The organism is Kitasatospora sp. NPDC001603 (assembly GCF_040298365.1).
In the GTDB taxonomy this organism is placed as follows: domain Bacteria; phylum Actinomycetota; class Actinomycetes; order Streptomycetales; family Streptomycetaceae; genus Kitasatospora.
Map to the genome: position 1 here is coordinate 90,359 of NZ_JBEPAA010000016.1, position 18,895 is coordinate 109,253.

Sequence of the window (18,895 nt, forward strand, 5' to 3'; positions counted from 1 at the left end):
GGGCCCCGCCGGCTTCCCCGTTAGGCTGGGGAGATCGGGGCGACCCCGAATGGGGTGCGTACCGGGAGATCGGCGCGGCCCCGACCGCCGAATCCAGGAGCGCAGCACACGTGGCCGTCAACCTCGCCACCATCGAGTCCGTCACGAAGGTCTACGGCACCCGGGCCCTTCTGGACGGGGTCAGCCTCGGCGTCAGTGAAGGGGACCGGATCGGCGTCGTCGGCCGCAACGGGGACGGCAAGACCACCCTGATCCGGATGCTCGCCAAGCTGGAGGAGCCGGACGGCGGGCGGATCACCCACGCCGGCGGGGTGGAGATGGCCGTCCTCACCCAGCACGACTCGCTCGACCCGAAGGCCACCATCCGGCACGAGGTGATCGCCGGCCGGGCCGACCACGAGTGGCTCGGCGACGCGCGGATCCGCGACATCATCGAGGGCCTCTTCGGCGGCCTCGACCTGCCCGGCTTCGCCGAGGGCCTGGACACCGTGATCGGCCCGCTCTCCGGTGGCGAGCGCCGCCGGATCGCCCTCGCCAGGCTGCTGCTCGGCTCGCCGGACCTGATCGTCCTGGACGAGCCCACCAACCACCTCGACGTCGAGGGCATCGCCTGGCTCGCCAAGCACCTCCAGAACCGCCGTTCCGCGCTCGTCTGCGTCACCCACGACCGCTGGTTCCTGGACCAGGTCTGCACCCGGATGTGGGACGTCCAGCACGGCGCGGTGCACGAGTACGAGGGCGGTTACTCCGACTACGTCTTCGCCCGCGCCGAGCGCACCCGGATCGAGGCCACCGAGGAGCAGAAGCGCCAGAACCTCGCCCGCAAGGAGCTGGCCTGGCTGCGCCGCGGCGCCCCCGCCCGGACCTCCAAGCCGCGCTACCGGATCGAGGCCGCCAACGCCCTGATCGCCGACGTGCCGGACCCGCGGGACAAGAGCGAGCTGATGAAGTTCGCCAACGCGCGGCTCGGCCGCACCGTGTTCGAGCTGGAGGGCGTGACCGTCACGGCCGGCCCGAAGCTGCTCCTGGAGAACCTGACCTGGCAGCTCGGCCCCGGTGACCGGATCGGCCTGCTCGGCGTCAACGGCGCCGGCAAGACCTCGCTGCTGCGGGCGATGCGCGACGCGTACGCCTCGGAGGGCGACGTGCAGCCCGCCTCCGGTGTGATCAAGGTCGGCAAGACGGTCCGGCTGGCCTACCTCTCGCAGGAGGTCGCCGAGCTGGAGCCGGAGACCCGGGTGCTGCAGGCGGTCGAGCAGGTGCGCTCCCGGGTGGACCTCGGCAAGGGCCGGGAGATGAGCGCCGGCCAGCTCTGCGAGCAGTTCGGCTTCGGCAAGGACAAGCAGTGGACGCCGGTCGGCGACCTCTCCGGCGGCGAGCGGCGGCGGCTGCAGCTGCTCCGGCTGCTGATGGACGAGCCCAACGTGCTGTTCCTCGACGAGCCCACCAACGACCTCGACATCGAGACGCTGAACCAGCTGGAGGACCTGCTCGACGGCTGGCCCGGCTCGATGGTCGTGATCAGCCACGACCGGTTCTTCATCGAGCGCACCACGGACGTGGTGCACGCGCTGCTCGGTGACAAGAAGCTGCGGATGCTGCCCAACGGCGTCGACGAGTACCTGGAGCGGCGCGCCCAGATGGCGGCCGCCGCGGTGCCGGCGGCCGCGGCCGGCGTCGTGGCGGCGGCGTCGGCCGGCCCGTCCGCCGGGGACACGCGGGCGGCGAAGAAGGAGATGCAGAAGCTGGAGCGGCAGATCGCCAAGCTGGACCAGAAGGAGGCCAAGCTGCACGCCCAACTGGCCGAGCACGCCGCCGACTTCTCCAAGGTCGCGTCGCTGGACACCGAGCTGCGCGGTGTTCGGGAGGAGAAGGAGGAGCTGGAGATGAGCTGGATGGAGCTGGCCGAGCAGGTCTGAGGGCCGGTCGGGTCGGTCGGGGACGTGTGGCCGGTGGGCCCGGTCAGCCCGGCCGGCCCGGTCAGCCCGGTCAGCTTGGTCGGCCTCGGTCGCCGAGGAGCGTTTCGAGTTCGTCCGCCGCACGGCCCAGCGCGCTGCGCGCCGGGTCGTGCGGCCGGGTCGGACGGGCCGCCGGCCGGGTCGGCGGCCGGTGCGCGCGGGCGGCCGCGGTGAGGTCGTCCAGGGCCCGCCGGACCCGCTCCACCTCGCCCGGGTCGGGGACCCGGCCGCCGTACCGGATCTGTGCCGCGTACGCCGCCACGGCGCCGCTGAGGCGCTCCAGCGCGGCGGTCGCGGGCAGCCACCGTTCGGCGAGCCGGCCGGTGGGCGGCGGCTCCGTGAGACCCTGCTGCACCTCCCGGCGGGCGTCGGCGAGGGCGCGGTAGGCGGTGCGGCGGAGCCAGACCTCGGCGACCGGGGTGGCGGGGGCGTGCGCGGTGGCGAGGGTTTGGGTGGCGGCGGCCGGGATCGGCCGGGCCCCTCCGGTGACCGAGGCGAGGTAGGCGTGGAGCGCGGCCGTCGCGTCGACCAGACGGGGCTCGATCCGGTGGCGCGGGCGTTCCGGCCAGAGCAGGTAGCCGAACAGCAGCACGGTCGCACTCGCGAGCGCGGTGTCCAGGACCCGGGGCCAGAACTCGGCCGCGCCGCTCTGCCCGCCGAGCTGGAGCAGGATCAGGGCCATCGGGGTGATGGCGACGGTGTTCAGGCCGTAGTGCGCCGCCGTCGCGTACGGCAGCAGCGCCACGCAGAGCGCGGCGATCACGGTCAGCGCCCACGCGTCGGTGGTGAGCAGGAGCACCCCCGCCGTCACCGCCACCCCCAGTACGGTGCCGACCGAGCGGCTGACCGCGCGCAGGAACACCGAGCCGAGGTCCGGCTTGAGCACGAACGCGATCGTCATCGGCACCCAGTAGCTCTTGCTGAGCGGCAACGAGGCGGTGGCGGCCGAGCCGACCGCGATGCAGAGGGCCACCCGCAGGCCGTACCGGACCGACTCCCGGGAGAGCAGCCGCACGCGCAGCCGCCACGGGTCCGGGGGCGGCGGTGGCGCCGTCCCCAGGGCGGCCTCGCGCCCGGCGACGGTCTCGGCGGCCGCCCGCAGGGCCGCGTCCAGCGCCTGCCGGGACGGCGTGTCGGGCTGCCAGTCGGGCACCGCCACCTCGCCGCCGCCGCGCTCCACGGCCCGGGCGAGGAGCCCGGGGACGGCGGCGGCCTCCGGCGGGACGGGCCGCCAGGCCCAGAGCAGCCCGCTCGCCGCCTCGGTGGCCGCCAGCGCCGCCTCGTACATCCGGCGGAGCCGGACGGTGCGGGGGGCCTCGGGCACCCCGGGGCGAGGCGGCGGGAGGAGGTCCTGGAGCTGGTTCAGACGGGCCGTCAGGACCTGGCGGGACGCGGCGCCCCGCGGGGTGCCCAGGTCGGCCAGGGTGGCGCCGAGCGCGTCGTACGCGGCGGCGAGCGCCCGGGTGCGCGGGTCGGCGCGCGGGCGGCGGTGGCTGCGGCCCGGCAGGCCGAGCAGGACCACGAAGGCCGCCCCGGCCAGCATCATCGGCGCGGCCGCCCACCACGGCCGGGCGAGCGGCATTCCGCTCCCCAGCGCGGCGGAGACCAGCAGCAGCATCCCGGCCGCGGACCCGCGCGGCCCGGTGGCGCTCAGCGCCCCGGACACGAACGCCGTGGCGGTGAGCGCCGCACCGATGGCCAGGGCGGTCGACAGGAGCCCCCGGGGGTGGAACTCCTGCAGGGCGGTGCCGATCAGCATGCCGAGCGCGGAGGCGGACACCGCCGAGGCGATCCGCGCGGCGCGCAGCCGGGTGGGCTCGACGCGGTCGTTCATGGTGGCGTGCATCGCGCCGAGACCGGCGAAGACGCCGAGGTCCAGGTGGTGGGTGAGCAGCCCGAGCGCGAGCGGCACCGCCATGCCGACCACCGCGCGCACCGTCGGCGCGAGCGGCAGCGGGGGCCGGGCCGGGCGGGCGGCCCGCGCCCACCACGGGGTGCTCCGCCGTACGGGACCGGACGACCGGGACGGCACGTGATCACATCCATTCCGCTGCGGGCCGCCTCGCACGCGGGTGGGCGGGGCGGAGGGTCGCTGCTGTGCGACATTGCGCGGCAGATGAGGTCGTACCCGGCCGAACCGGACCCGGCCAGTCTAGCGGTCGGCCTGGGTGGGGCCGCCGGGGCCTGTACGTGTCAAGTTCGTACCGATCGCACACCCCTGGGGCACCGGCCCTGCCGACCTGACGGAGCGGGTGGCTACGATGGCTCAGGCGACTGCTGTCCGGACGGCGGGCGGCACGCCGAGTACGACTGTAAGACCGAGAAGTTGACGGTGTGTTGCGGTGCGGCGGCCCACGGGCCGCCCCGCACGCGGGGGAGAGGTGGATTTGCGGTGGCTGACGCACCTGTAGGCGGAGAAGCCGGGACGAACGGCGTGACGGCGCCTCCGGACGACAAGCCGTTCACGCTCGGGACCCATGGCGGCGGCTGGTTCGGCGGCATGTTCGGCGTGGTCGACAACGTCGTCCGGGCCGTGGAGACGAACGTCAGCGCCTCGGCGCTGGTGTCCGCCTTCGGAAGCAAGAACGTCAAGATCGAGCTGGACACGCTGACCGCCTTCGCGAAGAAGATCGAGGCGCTGCTCCAGGCGATGGAGGGCTCGGAGGCCGCGCCCTACAAGCTCCAGGAACAGCGGCTGCACGCGGACAACTTCGGCAAGGGCTTCACGCAGTCCACCGACCTGACGGCCGCGTACGGGAAGACCCACGACGCCCTGGTCAAGCTGCACAAGGACTTCGTCTCCCAGATCGAGGCGATGAAGACGGCGGTCGCGCAGACGGCGGGCAACTACGCCGGCAACGAGGAGAACACCACGGCCGCCCAGCAGGCGGTCGCGAAGAACGCCGGTGTGGTCAACCCGGCGGCGGGGCCGAACGGGCCGGGCCCGACGAGTGCCCAAGGACTCTGACGGTGGTGCAGGTCGAGACTTTGAGTGACACGGGGAGTGAGTGATGGCAGGCGGAACGGACTTCGAGGGCAAGCAGCACGAAGAGCTCAAGGCGATGGTCGCGAGCACCGACCCGGCGAAGGTCCTGAGCCGGGGTACGCAGCTCACAGCAGCCGGAAAGGTGCTGAAGGAGCTCAGCGCAGCTCTCAAGGCTCACGTCGACCAGATTCAGTGGGAAGGGCCGGCAGCCGAGAGTTTCAAGACCTGGGCCGGGAACTTCCACAAGTCTGCGGCGCTGCTCGGTGACTACTCCACCGGCGCCGGTGACGCGATGCACCAGGCGGGAGAGGCGCTCAGTACCGCCAAGACCGCGGTGCCCGACGTCCCCAAGACCGAGGTCGAGACGGTCAACAAGCACAACCGCCAGCCGTGCCCCACCATCACTCCGGTGCTGGAGATCAAGTACGGCGGTGTGGGCAGTTCCGCCGACCAGATCATGAAGAAGGTCGACTCGAACTGGGTCACCGCGACCGAGGCCGCGGCGGCGAAGAAGAAGGTCGACCAGGAGCACCAGGAAGCCATCAACCAGATGGTGAAGCTGGCGCAGGCCTACGAGGCGGCGACCACGAAGCTGAACTCGCTCGAAATGCCGAGTCTGCCCGGCGTGCCGGGCGGTGACGGGGTGCACGGGAGCGAGGACGTCCCGGTCGGTGGCGGTGGCGGCGGAACGGGCTCCAGCCATTACGTCCCCAACCCCAACGGGGGCGGCGGCGGTGGCGGGAGCTACAGCCCGCCGCCCGGGGGCGGAGGCGGCGGCTCGGTGACCCCCCGTCCGCCCGCGCCGGTCCCGACCGGGCCCGGGCACATCGACCCGGTCCCGCCGCGCCCCAGCCCGACGCCGGTGCCGCTGCCGGGTGACCCGGGCATCCCGGGGCCGACGCCCGACCCGTCGTCTCCGGTGATCCACCGACCGGGGACCGGCATCGACAGTGTGCCCACCCTGCCGACCTCTCCCACCGGTCCGGTGGCGCCGACCGGGCCCGGCGGTTTCCCGCCGAACGGCCCGGGAGGTACGCACGGGCTTCCGGTCGGCCCCGGCGGTCAGCCCGGCGGGCCCCTGCCGTTCAACCCCTTCGGCCCCGGTGGCGGTTCGCTCCCCCCGAAGGGGAGCAGCCCGACCATTCCGACCTCGGGCCGGACGAACCCGTTCGGTGGCGGTGGCGGATCGGTCCCCCCGAAGGGAACCCCGTCCGGGCTGCCCGGCGGCGGACAGCCCTTCGGATCGCGTGAGGCCCAGGGCGGCAGCGGTCGGTCCGCGGCCGGCAACGGCATGGGCGGTTCGGGCGGCGGCATGCACCCGGGCATGGGCGGCGGTCACGGTGGCGGAGCCTCCGGTGGCAGCTCGCGCGGTCGGGGCCTGACCTCGACCACTGGTGGCACGGTCGGCGGGACCAAGGGTCCGGCCGCGGGGGGTGCGTTCACTCCCGGTGGCACGGGTCTGCGGAGCCGGGCGGGTGCCACGGGCGGTGCGGGCGGGGAGAACGGGCCGCGCTCGGGCCAGAACGGCATGGCGGGCGGTCCCGGCATGTCGGGTCACGCGGGCAAGAGCGAGCGCGACCGTCGCAAGCGTGCGGACTACCTGCACGAGGACGAGGAGACCTGGACGAGCGGTACGCCGCAGAGCAATCCGGGCGTGATTGAGTAGGACTGTGACGACTGCCCGGCCACTGGGCTCCCCCGGTGGCCGGGCAGACCTGTCCGGGGCGGCTCCCGGGCGACGGGGAGATCAACGAGGAGTGGTGATGCGGCGGACGGACGTATGGGGACGCGGGCGCGGGTTCGCCGCTGTGTTGTTGGCTGCGGGTGTGATCGCGGGGCCGGCCACGCTGCCTGCCGCCGCGGTGGATTCGATCCGCGCGCAGCAGTGGCATCTGGACGCCATGAAGGCGCCGGAGATGTGGAAGACCACCAAGGGCGAGGGCGTCACCGTTGCCGTGATCGACGGCGGGTTCAAGCTGGACCACCCGGACCTGGTCGGGCAGTTGCTGCCGGGGAAGGACTTCAGCGGCCTGCCCGGCGGGATCGGGGATTTCAAGGACGGCCACGGCACCGGGATCGCCAGTCTCATCGCAGGGACCGGCAAGGGGATGGGCGGCCAGGGTGCCTACGGCCTGGCCCCGGGGGCCAAGGTCCTGCCGCTGAAGATCAAGAACGACTCCAACGCGGGAAGTGTCAGTACTTCCGACTTTCTCGACCGGATCGGCCAGGCCATCACCTACGCGGCGGACCAGGGGGCCAAGGTCATCAACATCTCCCAGGCCGGCCCCGCTCTTCAGGCTTCCTCCGAATCCGTTGCCTCCGTGAACAGCGCGATCACCCATGCCGTTGCCAAGGGCTCACTGGTGGTGGCGGGCGTGGGCAACTCCGCGCAGGCGGGCAACCCGGTCGAGTACCCGGCTGCACTGCCCAGCGTGGTCGGCGTGGGAGCGATCGATCAGAACATCACGACCACGGCGGAATCGGAGCAGGGGCCGCAGGTCGACCTGGTCGCCCCCGGTATCGACATGTACGACGCCTGCACCGGAGCCTCGGGGTACTGCAAGACCCACGGGACCTCCGATGCCACGGCCATCGTCTCCGCCTCGGCGGCGCTGCTCTGGTCCGTCCACCCCGACTGGAGCGCCAATCAGGTGCTCCGTGTGCTCATCAACACGGCGGGCAAGCCCGCGGACGGTTCCAACCGCAATGACGGCATCGGCTACGGTGCGGTCCGGCCCCGGATCGCGCTGACCACGCCGGGGGACCCGGGGCCGGCGGACGTGTCGCCGATCCCCGAGAAGGCCGTCGAGGCCCCCCCGGCTTCGCCGTCGGCCGCCCCGTCGCCCTCGGCGAGCGCGTCCACCGGTGCTTCGGCGGCGGCGAGCGCGCCGCAGACCGCGAACAGTGCCCCCGTGGCGGCCCCGCCGGCCGCGCAGCCGCCCGCCGCCGAGGCGTCCGACTCCGGCAGTGCGCTGCCGATCGTCGTCGCCGTGGTGGTCGGGCTGGTGCTCGTGGCGGGCGTGGTGTTCCTGGTGCTGCGCCGGCGCGGGGCGGCCAGCGCCGCGCCGGCCGTCGAGGCGCCGCCCGCTCCGGTGGGCTACCCGCAGGCTCCGCCGCAGGCCGGGCCCGGGGTGCCGCCGGGGCCGCCGTCGTACGGGCCGCCGGCTCCGCCGAGCGACAATCCGTACGCCCGCTAGGGGAGACGGTCCGACTGCCCGGCCGCTGGGGTGAGCCCCGGTGGCCGGGCAGTCGTCGTCGGTGGTGGCCGTGGTGCGGGGCGGGCGTGAGGTGCCGGTTGTGCGCCGTCGTCACCCGGGTGGGCGCTGTCGCGGGGGTGCGGGGGTCGCCAGGGTGGCGGTATGGATACGCAGGAAGCCCGCCGGTCGGCGCAGTTGCGCAGGGCCGCGGCGGCGGCGCTGATCGGTACGGCGATCGAGTTCTACGACTTCTTCATCTACGGGACGGCGGCCGCGCTGGTCTTCGGCGGGGTGTTCTTCCCGGGCCTGGGTACGGTGGGAGCGCTGTTGGCGGCGTTCTCGGTGTACGCGGTGGCGTTCCTGGCCCGGCCGCTGGGGGCGGTGGTGTTCGGGCACTTCGGGGACCGGCTGGGGCGGCGGGCCACCCTGGTGGTGTCGCTGCTGCTGATGGGCCTGTCGACGGCGCTGGTCGGTGTGCTGCCGGGGTACGGGGCGTGGGGGTGGTGGGCGCCGGCGGCGCTGGTGCTGCTGCGGGTCTGCCAGGGCGTCGGGCTCGGCGGGGAGTGGGGCGGGGCCGCGTTGCTGATCGCGGAGAACGCGCCGGCCGGGCGGCGCGGGCGGTACGGGGCGTTCCTGCAACTGGGGCCGACCATCGGCTTCGCGCTCGCCAACGGCATCTTCCTGGTGCTCCAACTGGCGCTGAGCGAGCGGTCGTTCCACGGCTGGGGCTGGCGGGTGCCGTTCCTGGCGTCGCTGGCGCTGGTGGCGATGGGGCTGTTCGTGCGGCTGCGGATCGAGGAGACGCCGCTGTTCCGGGCCGGTGAGGTGCGGACGCGGCCGCCGGTGCTGGAGGTCCTGCGCGGCCACTGGCGGACGGTGCTGATCGGCTGCGGGGTGATCACCGTCGGGTACGCGCTGTTCTACCTGACCACCACGTACGCCCTGGCGTACGCGACGACCGGGCTCGGGGTGCCCAGCACGGTGGTGCTGTCGATGCTGCTGACGGGCGTAGCGGGCCAGGCCGTGACGGTCTGGGTGAGTGCCCGGCGCAGTGACCGGTGGGGGCGCCGGCGGATGCTGCAGGGGGCGACGGGGCTCGCGGTGTTCTGGTCGCTGCTGCTGTTCCCGCTGCTGGAGACGGTGAGCCGGCCGCTGATGTTCCTGGCCCTGGCCGGGTCGATGGTGGTGCTGGGATGCCTGCTCGGGCCGCTGGCGGCGTACCTGCCGGAGCTGTTCCCGACCCGGGTGCGGTACACCGGCGCCGCGCTGACGTACAACCTGGGCGGGGTGGTGGGTGGTGCGACGACGCCGCTGATCGCGACCAGGCTGACCGACGCCTACGGGACGGCGGAGCCGGTCGGCTGGTACCTGGCGGCGCTGGGGCTGGTGTCGCTCTGCTGCCTGCGGCTGCTGCCGGAGACCAGCGGTACGGACCTCGCGCTGGCCGGGGCCGACGGCGGACGCCGCCGGGCGCCCGCCCTGGGGGCGGACCCGGCGGCGTAGCGCGCGGTGGTGCTGCCGGCCCCGGTGGGCGGCTCGGCACCCCGGGTGACTCAGCTCACTGTCAGGCGGCGACGGGGGTCAGGGCGGCGCGGCCGGCCAGCAGGATCGCGGTGTGCTTGGCGACGCGGTCACCGAGGTGCTCGGCGGTGGCGATGTCGGCCAGGTGGACGGCGTCGGTGCCGCCGTCGGACGGGGTGGAGGCGGCGGCCCCGGCGAAGAAGCCGAGGCGGTTGAGGTCGTGCTCGGTGCCGGTCGAGGAGTTCCAGCCCGGCTTGAGGCCCAGGTTGACCCAGTTCATGCCGTGCTGGGCGGCGAGGGTCTGGAAGAAGCCGAGGGTGCCGGACTTGTCGCCGCTCTTGGAGGCGGAGTTGGTGAAGCCGGCGGCGACCTTGTCCAGCCAGGCGTCGCCGAACCAGCGCTTGCTGCTGGCCTCGGCGAAGACGTGGAAGGCGCCGGAGGCGGTGCCCATGTAGGTGGGCGAGCCGAAGACGATCGCGTCCGCGGCGTCCAGCCGGGCCCACTGCTCCTCGGTGATGGTGTCGACGGCGACGGTGACGACCTCGGCTCCGCTCGCGGCGGCGCCGCGGGCCACGGCCTCGGCGATGACGGCGGTGTGGCCGTAGCCGGAGTGGTAGGCGATGGCGACGGTGGGGCGGATGGCGGTCATGGCTGGGTGCTCCTCGGTGGGACGCGTGAAAGGGAACGGCAGGGGAGGCCGGGGACGGCGGCTGGGCGCCGCCCCGTCCAATGGTCTCCAATGTAGACTAGGTCTCCAGAAGTTACCAAGAATGGATTGGAGACCGAAGGGCTACCCTGGAGGGCATGACGACGCAGGAGCGGTCCCCGGCCGGGCCGGAGCAGGCCCAGGACCTCGATGTCTTCGCCCAGCTCTGTCCGAGCCGCGCCATGCTCGCGGACCTGGCGGACAAGTGGACGATGCTGATCCTGATGAGCCTCGGCGAGTTCGGTCCGCAGCGGTTCTCCGAGCTGCAGCGCGCGGTGGACGGGGTCAGCCGCAAGATGCTCACCCAGTCGTTGCGCACCCTGGAGCGCAACGGCCTGGTGCGGCGCACGGTGTACCCCGAGACGCCGCCGCGGGTGGTCTACGACCTGCTGCCGCTCGGCCGGGAGCTGTCCGCGCTGCTGGCGCCGGTCGGTCGCTGGACGGAGGAGCGGACCGCGGAGATGCTCGCCGCGCGCGAGGTGTTCGACGGGGCTCACCCCGACGCCTGACCGGCTGTACGACGCCGTCGCGGCGCCCTCGGGCGGAGGGTCGGCGAGGGGGTCGGATGTCCTCGATCGGGTGGTCGGAGCCGATTTCCCTTCCGGGCCGTCGGCCGTGTAATGTCTTCCTTGTTCGACCGGTTCGCCCCTATAGCTCAGTCGGTAGAGCGTCTCCATGGTAAGGAGAAGGTCTGCGGTTCGATTCCGCATGGGGGCTCAAAGTGAAAGACCCTCGCCCAACGGCGAGGGTCTTTTTCGTGTCCGCCCGCCGTCGCCGGGCCGGAGGCGGGCTAGCGGGCCGGGTGCCGAATGCGCTGTGATGGTGCGTCATCGGCCGCCCGCCCCACCGGGTGCGGGCGCGGGCCGGACCCCGACGGGGAGGGTGTCATGGGCGTTCGACTCGTGGTGGTCGACGACCACCGGCTGCTGGCCGAGGCGCTGGCCACCGCGCTCCAGCTGCGCGGTCACCGGGTGCTCGCGGTCGGCTCGCCGGCCGGGTCCGCCGCCGACCTGGTGGCCGGGCGCCGGCCCGAGGTGTGCCTGCTCGGGGTGGCCGGTCCGGCCGATCCCGGGGCCTTCGACGGGCTGCGCCGGATCCGCCGGGAGCGGCCCGAGGTGGCCGTCATCGTGCTCGGTCCGGTCGGTGAACTGCGGGGCGTGGCCGGTGCGTTCGCGGCGGGCGCGGCGGGCTACGTGCCCAGCGACGAGCGGATCGAAGTGGTCGAGCGGGCCATCGGGCGGGCCCGGGCCGGGGAGGCGGCGGTCGCGGTGGACGTGCTCCGGGGCGCCTTCGACCAGTTGCTGCGCCCGGCCGCGGAGCCGGACGACGAAGCGCTCCGCCTGCTGCGGCTGCTGACCCGCCGTGAGGTGCAGGTGCTGGCCCGGATCGCGGACGGCGAGGACACCGCGGCGATCGCCGCCGGGATGCGGATCGCGGCGAGCACCGCCCGGACGCACGTCCAGCGGGTGCTGATGAAGCTCGGCGCGCGGACCCGGCTGGAGGCGGCGGCGGTGGCCGCCCGGACGGGACTGCTGGAGCGGATGGCGCGGGGTTGAGCGGGCGGTCCGGCCGGCGGTCCGGAGCACTCCCGCGGCCAGGGACAATAGGCCCCAGTCGTATGTACGTCACCGATGGCCGCCCACCGGCGGACCATCGCCCGCTGGAGGTCTCATCATGAGTAAGTACCTGGTCACGGGTGGCGCCGGCTATGTCGGCAGCGTGGTCGCCGCCCACCTGCTGGAGGCGGGACACCAGGTCACCGTCCTGGACGACCTCTCCACCGGCTTCCGCGAGGGTGTGCCGGCCGGCGCCGAGTTCGTGCGGGGGCGGATCCAGGAGGCGGGCGAGGTCCTCGACGCCTCCTTCGACGGGGTGCTGCACTTCGCGGCCTCCTCGCAGGTCGGCGAGTCGGTCGCGGACCCGGAGAAGTACTGGCGCAACAACGTGGCCGGCTCGCTGGAGCTGATCAGCGCGATGCGCGCGGCGGGCGTGCGCAAGCTGGTGTTCTCCTCCACCGCCGCCACCTACGGCGAGCCGGAGTCGGTGCCGATCGCCGAGACCGCCCGCACCGCGCCCACCAACACCTACGGCGCCACCAAGCTGGCCGTCGACCACCTGATCACCAGCGAGGCCGTCGCGCACGGCCTGGCCGCCGTCTCGCTGCGCTACTTCAACGTGGCCGGCGCGTACGGCGCCTACGGCGAGCGGCACGACCCCGAGTCGCACCTGATCCCGCTGGTCTTCCAGGCCGCGCTCGGGCAGCGCCCGCACATCGCGGTCTACGGGGACGACTACCCGACCGAGGACGGCACCTGCGTCCGCGACTACATCCACGTCGCGGACCTCGCCGACGCCCACCTGCTGGCGCTGGACGCCGCCGAAGCGGGCGAGCACCTGATCTGCAACCTCGGCAACGGCAGCGGCTTCTCGGTCCGCGAGGTCATCGAGTCGGTCAAGCGCGTCACCGGCCGCGAGATCCCGGTGGTCACCGCCGAGCGCCGCGCCGGCGACCCCGCCGTCCTGGTGGCCTCCGCCGAGCGCGCCCACCAGAAGCTCGGCTGGACCCCCAAGCGCCCCAACCTCGACGACATCGTCGCCGACGCCTGGAACTTCACCCTGGAGAAGAACGGCCTCTAGGCCTCGGCCCGCGGTCGTCGGCCCGTGCCGTGAACGAAGCGCCGCTCCCCACCCCGGGGGCGGCGCTTCGCCGTTCCCGTCGCTCGCCGGTGCGCCGGTGGTCAGTGCGTCGGTCTGTCGGTGGTCAGTGCACCGGTCTGTCGCTGGTCAGTGCGCCGGTCGCGCGGCATAGGCGCGCAGGAAGGCCCGCACGCCGGTGGTGACGAGCTCCTCGGTCTCCGCCGGGGCGAGCGGGAACGCCCCCCAGTAGGAACGCTGGGTGATCTCGCTGCCGACGAGCAGGACGAAGTGCTGCGCGGCGCGCTCCGGATCGGGGACGTCCAGCAGTCCGCGGTCGGCCAACCCGCCGAACCGGAAGCCGAGTTCGACCACGGCCCGACGCGGCCCGGCGGCCTGCCAGGCCTCCAGCAGGTCCTTCGGGAGGTGCGCCGCCTCGGCGTTGATCTGCCGGACCAGCGCGAAGTGGTCGGCGAACGCCGTCAGCGATCCCACCCAGGCCAGGCCCAGCGCGACGAGGTCCGACTCCAGGTCGGTGACCTTGGCCAGGTGGCGGTCGATGACCTCCAGCTGGGCGTTCCCGACCTGTCCGGTGCTCTCCTGGACGACGGTCCGGAAGAGCAGCTCCTTGCCGGTGAAGTGGTTGTAGATGGTGCGGGTGGACACCCCCGCCTCGGCCGCGATGGCGTCGATGCCGGCGCGGGAGTAGCCGTCCCGGCCGAAGACCGTCCGGGCGGCCCGGGTGATGGCCTGTCGCTTCTCGGCCAGTCCTCGGCGGGGCGCGGTCGGGGTGTCGTTCTCACCGGTCATCGAGGGGCTCCCGAGAAGTTTGCCATAAGCGTTGTACCTATTGCCATGAACGTTGTACTTTACCTGACGGGCCGTCCGATCGGGCGGTGACCGCAGAGACCAACTCCCGGAGACCGTCATGTCCGAGACCCCGTACCGCGTCGCCGTCATCGTCGGCAGCAACCGCCCGGGCCGCGTCGCGCCCACCGTCGCCGAGTGGTTCGTGCGCACCGCCGGGCAGCGGGCCGATCTCGATCTCGATGTCATCGACCTGGCCGACCATCCGCTGCCGCACCTGGGCGAGGAGCCCACGGCCGAGCAGGCCGAGTGCCTCGCCGCGCTCTCGCCCCGGCTGGCCGCCGCCGACGCGTTCGTGGTGGTCACACCCGAGTACAACCACAGCTTCCCCGCCGTGCTGAAGAACGCGATCGACTGGCACCGCGCCGAGTGGCAGGCCAAGCCGGTCGGCTTCGTCTCGTACGGGGGCCTCGGCGGCGGGCTGCGCGCGGTCGAGCAGCTCCGGCTGATCTTCGCCGAGCTGCACACCGTCACCGTCCGGGACTCCGTCAGCTTCCACAGCGTCTGGGGCGCCTTCGGGGAGGACGGCGAGCCCGTCGACCCGACCGTCCCGACCGGCGCCGCCAAGGGCATGCTCGACCAGCTCACCTGGTGGGCCCACGCGCTGCGGGACGCCCGCGCCGTCCGCCCCTACGGCGCCTGACCGGCCGCCGGTCGCCGGGCCGCCCGGGCCGCCCCCTCCACGGCGTCGCCCGGGCCGCCACCACCCCGGTCACCGCCGCCCGCCGGGAGGCGCCGCCGTCGCCGAATCACGCCAAGTCCGCACCTCCTGACGAAACTTCACCAAACCCCCACCGGGCCGTCCCCCACCCCGTACGCTGATTCCGGTACCGGTGGGGGTCGGTGCTTTGGTCCTCCCGGGAGCCGGGGGGTGGGCGGCGGAGCAGGACCCGGGCCACGGCGGTGGTCCGCGCCGGCGCCCCGGGCGCAGCTCGGCCGAACAGGGGGGAGTGACGATGGGGCGGATCCGCGTCCTGGTGGTCGACGACCACCGGATCTTCGCCGAGGCGCTGGCTGCGGCGCTCGCCGCCGAGCCCGACGTGGAGGTCGGCGCGGCCGGCAGCGCGGCCGCCGCCGAGCGCGCCCTGGAGCGTGCCGCCACCGAGGGCCGGTCCTTCGACGTCGTCCTGATCGATGCCGACCTCGGTGCCGACGCCGACGGAGCGCGCACACCGCGCCAGCCCGGTGCCGACCCGCCCGAGGCCCTGCGACGGCGCCCGCCGGTGACGCTGCCCGCGCCCCGCCGCCCGGCCGCCGCACCCGGGCCGCCCGCCGGCCCCGGTGTCCCGGCCCGCGGCGCCCCTGCCGCGGCCTGCCCGACCGCCCCGTACCCGCCCGGGCCGTATCCGCCCGACCGGTACCACGCCGCCCCGGCGTCCGACGGGATCACCCTGCTCGCCCGGGTCCGCCGCCACCATCCCGCGCTGCGGGCGATCGTCCTGGCCGCCGCCGACGACCCGCTGCGCGCCGCCCGCGCCCTGCACGCCGGCGCCACCGGGTGGGTGGCCAAGGAGAGTTCACTGGCCCGCCTGCTGGCCGTGGTCCGGGGCGTGCTGCGCGACGAGACGCACCTGCCGCCCGCCCTGCTGACCGGTGTCATCCGGGAGCTCACCACCGCCCGGCGGGACCGCACCGAGAGCGAGCGCCTGGTCGACACGCTCACCCCCCGGGAGAAGCAGATCCTGCGCTGCATGGTGGCCGGCCTGGGCCGGCAGGCCGTCGCCGAACGGCTCTACCTCTCCCCGCACACCGTGCGCACCCACATGCAGAACGTCCTCGGCAAGCTCGGGGTGCACTCCACCCTGGCCGCCGTCGCGGTCGCCCGGCGGGCGGGCGTCAGCCCCTCCGAGCCGGCCGCGCCCACTGCCCCGCCGTCCGTCGCCTCGACCACAGCTCCCGGCGCCGGCTGATCCGCCCGTCACACCCAGGTACCGGCTCAGGTCCGTCAGGTCAGGGAAATCCGGAGGACAGATGTCGCCGCACAGCACTTCCGCACGCCCGCACGCAGCCCGGTCCGGCCCGGGCGGGGGCGGGGAGGCCCCTTCGCCGGCCGCGGCCACCCCGGCCGCGACACCGCCGACGGGCCTGCGCACGCTGGTCGTCGGAGCCGGTGCGGCCGGGACGGCGCTGGTCCGCGACCTCGGCCGGACACCGGAGTTCGGCCTCGACCCGATCGGCCTGCTCGACGACGACCCGGCCAAGGCGGGCCGGGTCGTGGGCGGCGTCCCCGTCCTCGGGACCCTCGCCGAGCTCACCGAGCTCGCGGTCCGCCACCGCGTCCAGGTGGTCGCGCTCGCCATCCCCGGCCTGGCCCCGCAGCGGGTCCGGGCGCTGGCGACCGCCGCCGCCGCGGCCGGCGCCGCCGTCCGCTACCTGCCGTCCTTCCTGGCCGCGCTGCGCCGCGAGGTGGTCGGCTCGGACATGCGCAGCCTGGACGTCAACCGGCTGATCGGGCGGCACGAGGTGCACGTGGTCTCCGCCGACGTGCGGGACGTGATCGAGGGCCGCCGGGTGCTGGTGACCGGGGCCGGCGGCTCGATCGGCAGCGAACTCTGCCGCCAGGTCCACGCGTTCAATCCGAGCGCGCTCTACATGCTGGACCACGACGAGTCCAACCTGCACCGGCTCCAGCTGGAGATCTGGGGTGAGGCGCTGCTGACCGACGAGTCCCTGGTGATCGCGGACATCCGGGACCGGCCGCGGATCCAGCAGATCTTCCGCGATCTGAAGCCCGAGGTGGTCTTCCACGCGGCCGCGCACAAGCACCTTCCGCTGCTGGAGCGTCACCCCAGCGAGGCGGTCAAGTCCAACGTGCTGGGCACCGACCACCTGGTGGAGGCGGCGCTGGCCACCGGTGTCGAGCGGTTCGTGCTGATCTCCACCGACAAGGCGGCCGATCCGACCTCGGTGCTCGGCGCCAGCAAGCGGCTGGCCGAGCTGATCGTGCAGGCGAACGCCCGGGACGCGCGCAACCTGGGCACCGGGGTGTTCTCGGCGGTCCGGTTCGGCAACGTGCTGGGCTCGCGCGGTTCGCTGCTGTCGGTGCTGGCCGAGCAGTTGCGCAGCGGCGTCCCGGTGACCATCACCCACCCCGATGTGACGCGGTTCTTCATGACCATCGAGGAGGCCGTCGGTCTGGTGCTGGAGTCCGGCCGGATGGCCCGCGGCGGTGAGGTGTTCGTGCTCGACATGGGCGATCCGGTGCGGATCGTCGACCTGGTCCACAACTTCGCCGAGCAGGTGCAACTGGGCCGGGACGAGGTGGAGATCCGCTTCACCGGGCTGCGGGCGGGCGAGAAGCTGAACGAGGCGCTGTTCTCGGAGGGCGAGGAGCGGCTGCCCACCGCGCACGCCCGGATCTACGCGACCGCGGCCGAGTGCGGCGGCGGCCCCGAGGACCTCGCGGGCGGTCTGACCGGTCTGTACGCGGCGGCGGTCGGCAACAGCGACGGGGAGGTGCGCCGGCGGCTGGCCGAGCTGCTGCCCGGCTACCGCACCGCGGAGGCCGAGCCGGCCCCGGTGCCCGCCTTCAGCTCCCCGTACCCGGACGGCTTCTGACGGCGGACCGGGCGGCGGTCAGCTCGGGATGTTGTCGAAGGGGGCGACCAGCTGCCGCAGCAGTCCGGCGAGTTCGCCCTGCTGGGCGCCGGTGAGCTGGGCCAGCAGCTCGCGTTCGTGGGCCAGCAGCCCGGCGAGCGCCTGGTCGGCCCGGTCGCGGCCGTCCTCGGTGAGCCGGACCAGCACGCCGCGCCGGTCGTCCGGGTCGGGCAGGCGCTTGACCAGGCCCTTGCCGGTGAGTCGGTCGATCCGGTTGGTCATGGTGCCGGAGGTGACCAGGGTCTGGGTGAGCAGCTGGCCGGGGGAGAGCTGGTAGGGGGAGCCGGCGCGCCGCAGCGCGGTCAGGACGTCGAACTCCCAGGGCTCCAGGCCGTGCTCGGCGAAGGCCGTCCGGCGGGCGCGGTCGAGGTGCCGGGCGAGTCGGCTGACCCGGCTGAGTACCTCAAGTGGTTCCACGTCGAGGTCGGGGCGCTCTCGGCGCCATGCTGCGACCAGGCGGTCGACCTCGTCCTCCATGACGATCAGTGTATCGGGGGATGTGTCGATGTGAAGTCTCTTGACATCGAGAAATGTAACGTGGAACCTGCGACTGGATATCTTGATGTCGAGATACTTGCGAGGCCGACCATGAGCACCCCCGTCTGGGACCCGGAGCAGTACCTGCGCTTCGCCGACGAACGGACCCGCCCGCTGCGCGACCTGCTCGCCCGCGTCCCCGTCCTCCCGCACGAACCGGCTGCCAGGATCCTGGACATCGGCTGCGGCCCCGGCAACTCCACCGCCGTCCTGCGCGAACGCTGGCCCGGAGCCCGGATCACCGGCCTCGACAACTCCGCCGAGATGCTCGCCACCGCCCGCGCCGAGGGCGAGCCCACCGCGGACTACCTGCTCGCCGACGCCCGCGGCTACGACCCGGACCCGGCCGCACCGGACCTGATCGTCTCCAACGCGGCGCTGCAGTGGATCGGCTTCACCCCGGAGCACGGGGCCGCCGGCCCCGCCGGGCACCTCGACCTGCTGCCCCGCTGGGCGGCGGCGCTGGAGCCGGGCGGCGTGATCGCCTTCCAGGTGCCCGGCAACTTCGACTCGCCCAGCCACACCCTGCTCGCCGGGCTCCGCCGCAGCCCCCGCTGGCGGGACGCCCTGGGCGAGGGCGCCACCCGGGCCGGCGTCCACGAACCCGGCGCCTACCTGGCGGCCCTGGCCGGGGCCGGCTGCGCCGCCGACGTCTGGGAGACCACCTACAGCACCCTGCTCCCCGGGGCGGACCCGGTCCTGGAGTGGGTCAAGGGCACCGCCCTGCGGCCGGTGCTGACCCGGCTCACCGACCCGGCCGAGCGGGCGGCCTTCCTCGCCGAGTACGGCGCCCTGCTCCGCGAGGCCTACCCCGCCGGCCCGTACGGCACGGTCTTCCCGTTCCGGCGGATCTTCGCAGTCGGGGTGAAGCGGTAGCGGCCGGAGGGTGGCG

Annotated in this window: 16 protein-coding genes and 1 tRNA gene; 13 read left to right on the forward strand and 4 right to left on the reverse strand. The window is 74.0% G+C overall.

All coding sequences use genetic code 11. From position 1 onward, the window contains the following. Nucleotides 1-110 precede the first annotated feature (110 nt). Nucleotides 111-1,919, forward strand: a complete 1,809-nt coding sequence (locus ABT263_RS13490; RefSeq protein ID WP_352290650.1) for an ABC-F family ATP-binding cassette domain-containing protein — start codon at nucleotides 111-113, stop codon at nucleotides 1,917-1,919. 70 nt (nucleotides 1,920-1,989) lie between these two features. Here the strand turns inward: ABT263_RS13490 and ABT263_RS13495 are convergent, their stop codons facing one another. After that, complete coding sequence (locus ABT263_RS13495) at nucleotides 1,990-3,990, reverse strand: FUSC family protein (RefSeq protein WP_352290651.1); 2,001 nt, start codon at nucleotides 3,988-3,990, stop codon at nucleotides 1,990-1,992. Nucleotides 3,991-4,392: 402 nt separating this feature from the next. Here ABT263_RS13495 and ABT263_RS13500 point away from each other — a divergent pair, with 402 nt between their 5' ends. The 4 genes from ABT263_RS13500 to ABT263_RS13515 all read left to right on the forward strand — a co-directional run bounded on the left by ABT263_RS13500 (nucleotide 4,393) and on the right by ABT263_RS13515 (nucleotide 9,644). Then, complete coding sequence (locus tag ABT263_RS13500) at nucleotides 4,393-4,926, forward strand: DUF2563 family protein (protein WP_352290652.1); 534 nt, start codon at nucleotides 4,393-4,395, stop codon at nucleotides 4,924-4,926. A 43-nt stretch (nucleotides 4,927-4,969) separates the two neighbouring features. Next, complete coding sequence (locus tag ABT263_RS13505) at nucleotides 4,970-6,610, forward strand: WXG100 family type VII secretion target (RefSeq protein ID WP_352290653.1); 1,641 nt, start codon at nucleotides 4,970-4,972, stop codon at nucleotides 6,608-6,610. 196 nt (nucleotides 6,611-6,806) lie between these two features. Then, entirely contained in the window at nucleotides 6,807-8,141 is a 1,335-nt protein-coding gene (gene mycP, locus ABT263_RS13510) for a type VII secretion-associated serine protease mycosin (protein WP_352290654.1), read from the forward strand. Between the two features lie 162 nt (nucleotides 8,142-8,303). Beyond that, nucleotides 8,304-9,644, forward strand: coding sequence for an MFS transporter (locus ABT263_RS13515; RefSeq protein ID WP_352290655.1), 1,341 nt, complete (start codon nucleotides 8,304-8,306; stop codon nucleotides 9,642-9,644). A 61-nt stretch (nucleotides 9,645-9,705) separates the two neighbouring features. On the opposite strand, the gene ABT263_RS13520 is transcribed toward ABT263_RS13515, so the two are convergent. Further along, a complete protein-coding gene (locus tag ABT263_RS13520) occupies nucleotides 9,706-10,311 on the reverse strand; it encodes a flavodoxin family protein (protein ID WP_329489306.1) in 606 nt (201 codons plus the stop codon). Between the two features lie 155 nt (nucleotides 10,312-10,466). Here ABT263_RS13520 and ABT263_RS13525 point away from each other — a divergent pair, with 155 nt between their 5' ends. From ABT263_RS13525 to galE, 4 genes are all read left to right on the forward strand, one after another. Continuing rightward, the gene (locus tag ABT263_RS13525) at nucleotides 10,467-10,877 is read left to right on the forward strand and encodes a winged helix-turn-helix transcriptional regulator (RefSeq protein ID WP_329489307.1); all 411 of its coding nucleotides are present in this window, start codon (nucleotides 10,467-10,469) and stop codon (nucleotides 10,875-10,877) included. Between the two features lie 135 nt (nucleotides 10,878-11,012). Beyond that, nucleotides 11,013-11,085: transfer RNA gene (locus tag ABT263_RS13530), tRNA-Thr, on the forward strand. Between the two features lie 170 nt (nucleotides 11,086-11,255). Then, nucleotides 11,256-11,924, forward strand: coding sequence for a LuxR C-terminal-related transcriptional regulator (locus ABT263_RS13535; protein WP_352290656.1), 669 nt, complete (start codon nucleotides 11,256-11,258; stop codon nucleotides 11,922-11,924). Nucleotides 11,925-12,042: 118 nt separating this feature from the next. Next, a complete protein-coding gene (gene galE / locus ABT263_RS13540; RefSeq protein WP_352290657.1) occupies nucleotides 12,043-13,005 on the forward strand; it encodes a UDP-glucose 4-epimerase GalE in 963 nt (320 codons plus the stop codon). Nucleotides 13,006-13,152: 147 nt separating this feature from the next. On the opposite strand, the gene ABT263_RS13545 is transcribed toward galE, so the two are convergent. After that, a complete protein-coding gene (locus tag ABT263_RS13545) occupies nucleotides 13,153-13,812 on the reverse strand; it encodes a TetR/AcrR family transcriptional regulator (protein WP_352290658.1) in 660 nt (219 codons plus the stop codon). Nucleotides 13,813-13,930: 118 nt separating this feature from the next. On the opposite strand from ABT263_RS13545, the gene ABT263_RS13550 reads away from it, so the two are divergent. From ABT263_RS13550 to ABT263_RS13560, 3 genes are all read left to right on the forward strand, one after another. Further along, complete coding sequence (locus ABT263_RS13550; protein WP_329489311.1) at nucleotides 13,931-14,512, forward strand: NADPH-dependent FMN reductase; 582 nt, start codon at nucleotides 13,931-13,933, stop codon at nucleotides 14,510-14,512. A 313-nt stretch (nucleotides 14,513-14,825) separates the two neighbouring features. Further along, nucleotides 14,826-15,779 carry a LuxR C-terminal-related transcriptional regulator gene (locus ABT263_RS13555; protein ID WP_352290659.1) on the forward strand — a complete coding sequence of 318 codons (954 nt, stop codon included), beginning with the start codon at nucleotides 14,826-14,828 and terminating at the stop codon, nucleotides 15,777-15,779. 61 nt (nucleotides 15,780-15,840) lie between these two features. Continuing rightward, entirely contained in the window at nucleotides 15,841-17,427 is a 1,587-nt protein-coding gene (locus ABT263_RS13560; protein ID WP_352290660.1) for a polysaccharide biosynthesis protein, read from the forward strand. A gap of 18 nt (nucleotides 17,428-17,445) precedes the next feature. Here ABT263_RS13560 and ABT263_RS13565 read toward each other — a convergent pair whose 3' ends face one another. Further along, entirely contained in the window at nucleotides 17,446-17,943 is a 498-nt protein-coding gene (locus ABT263_RS13565) for a MarR family winged helix-turn-helix transcriptional regulator (RefSeq protein WP_352290661.1), read from the reverse strand. Nucleotides 17,944-18,054: 111 nt separating this feature from the next. On the opposite strand from ABT263_RS13565, the gene ABT263_RS13570 reads away from it, so the two are divergent. Next, nucleotides 18,055-18,879 carry a methyltransferase domain-containing protein gene (locus ABT263_RS13570; protein WP_352290662.1) on the forward strand — a complete coding sequence of 275 codons (825 nt, stop codon included), beginning with the start codon at nucleotides 18,055-18,057 and terminating at the stop codon, nucleotides 18,877-18,879. The last annotated feature ends 16 nt before the right edge of the window (nucleotides 18,880-18,895 follow it).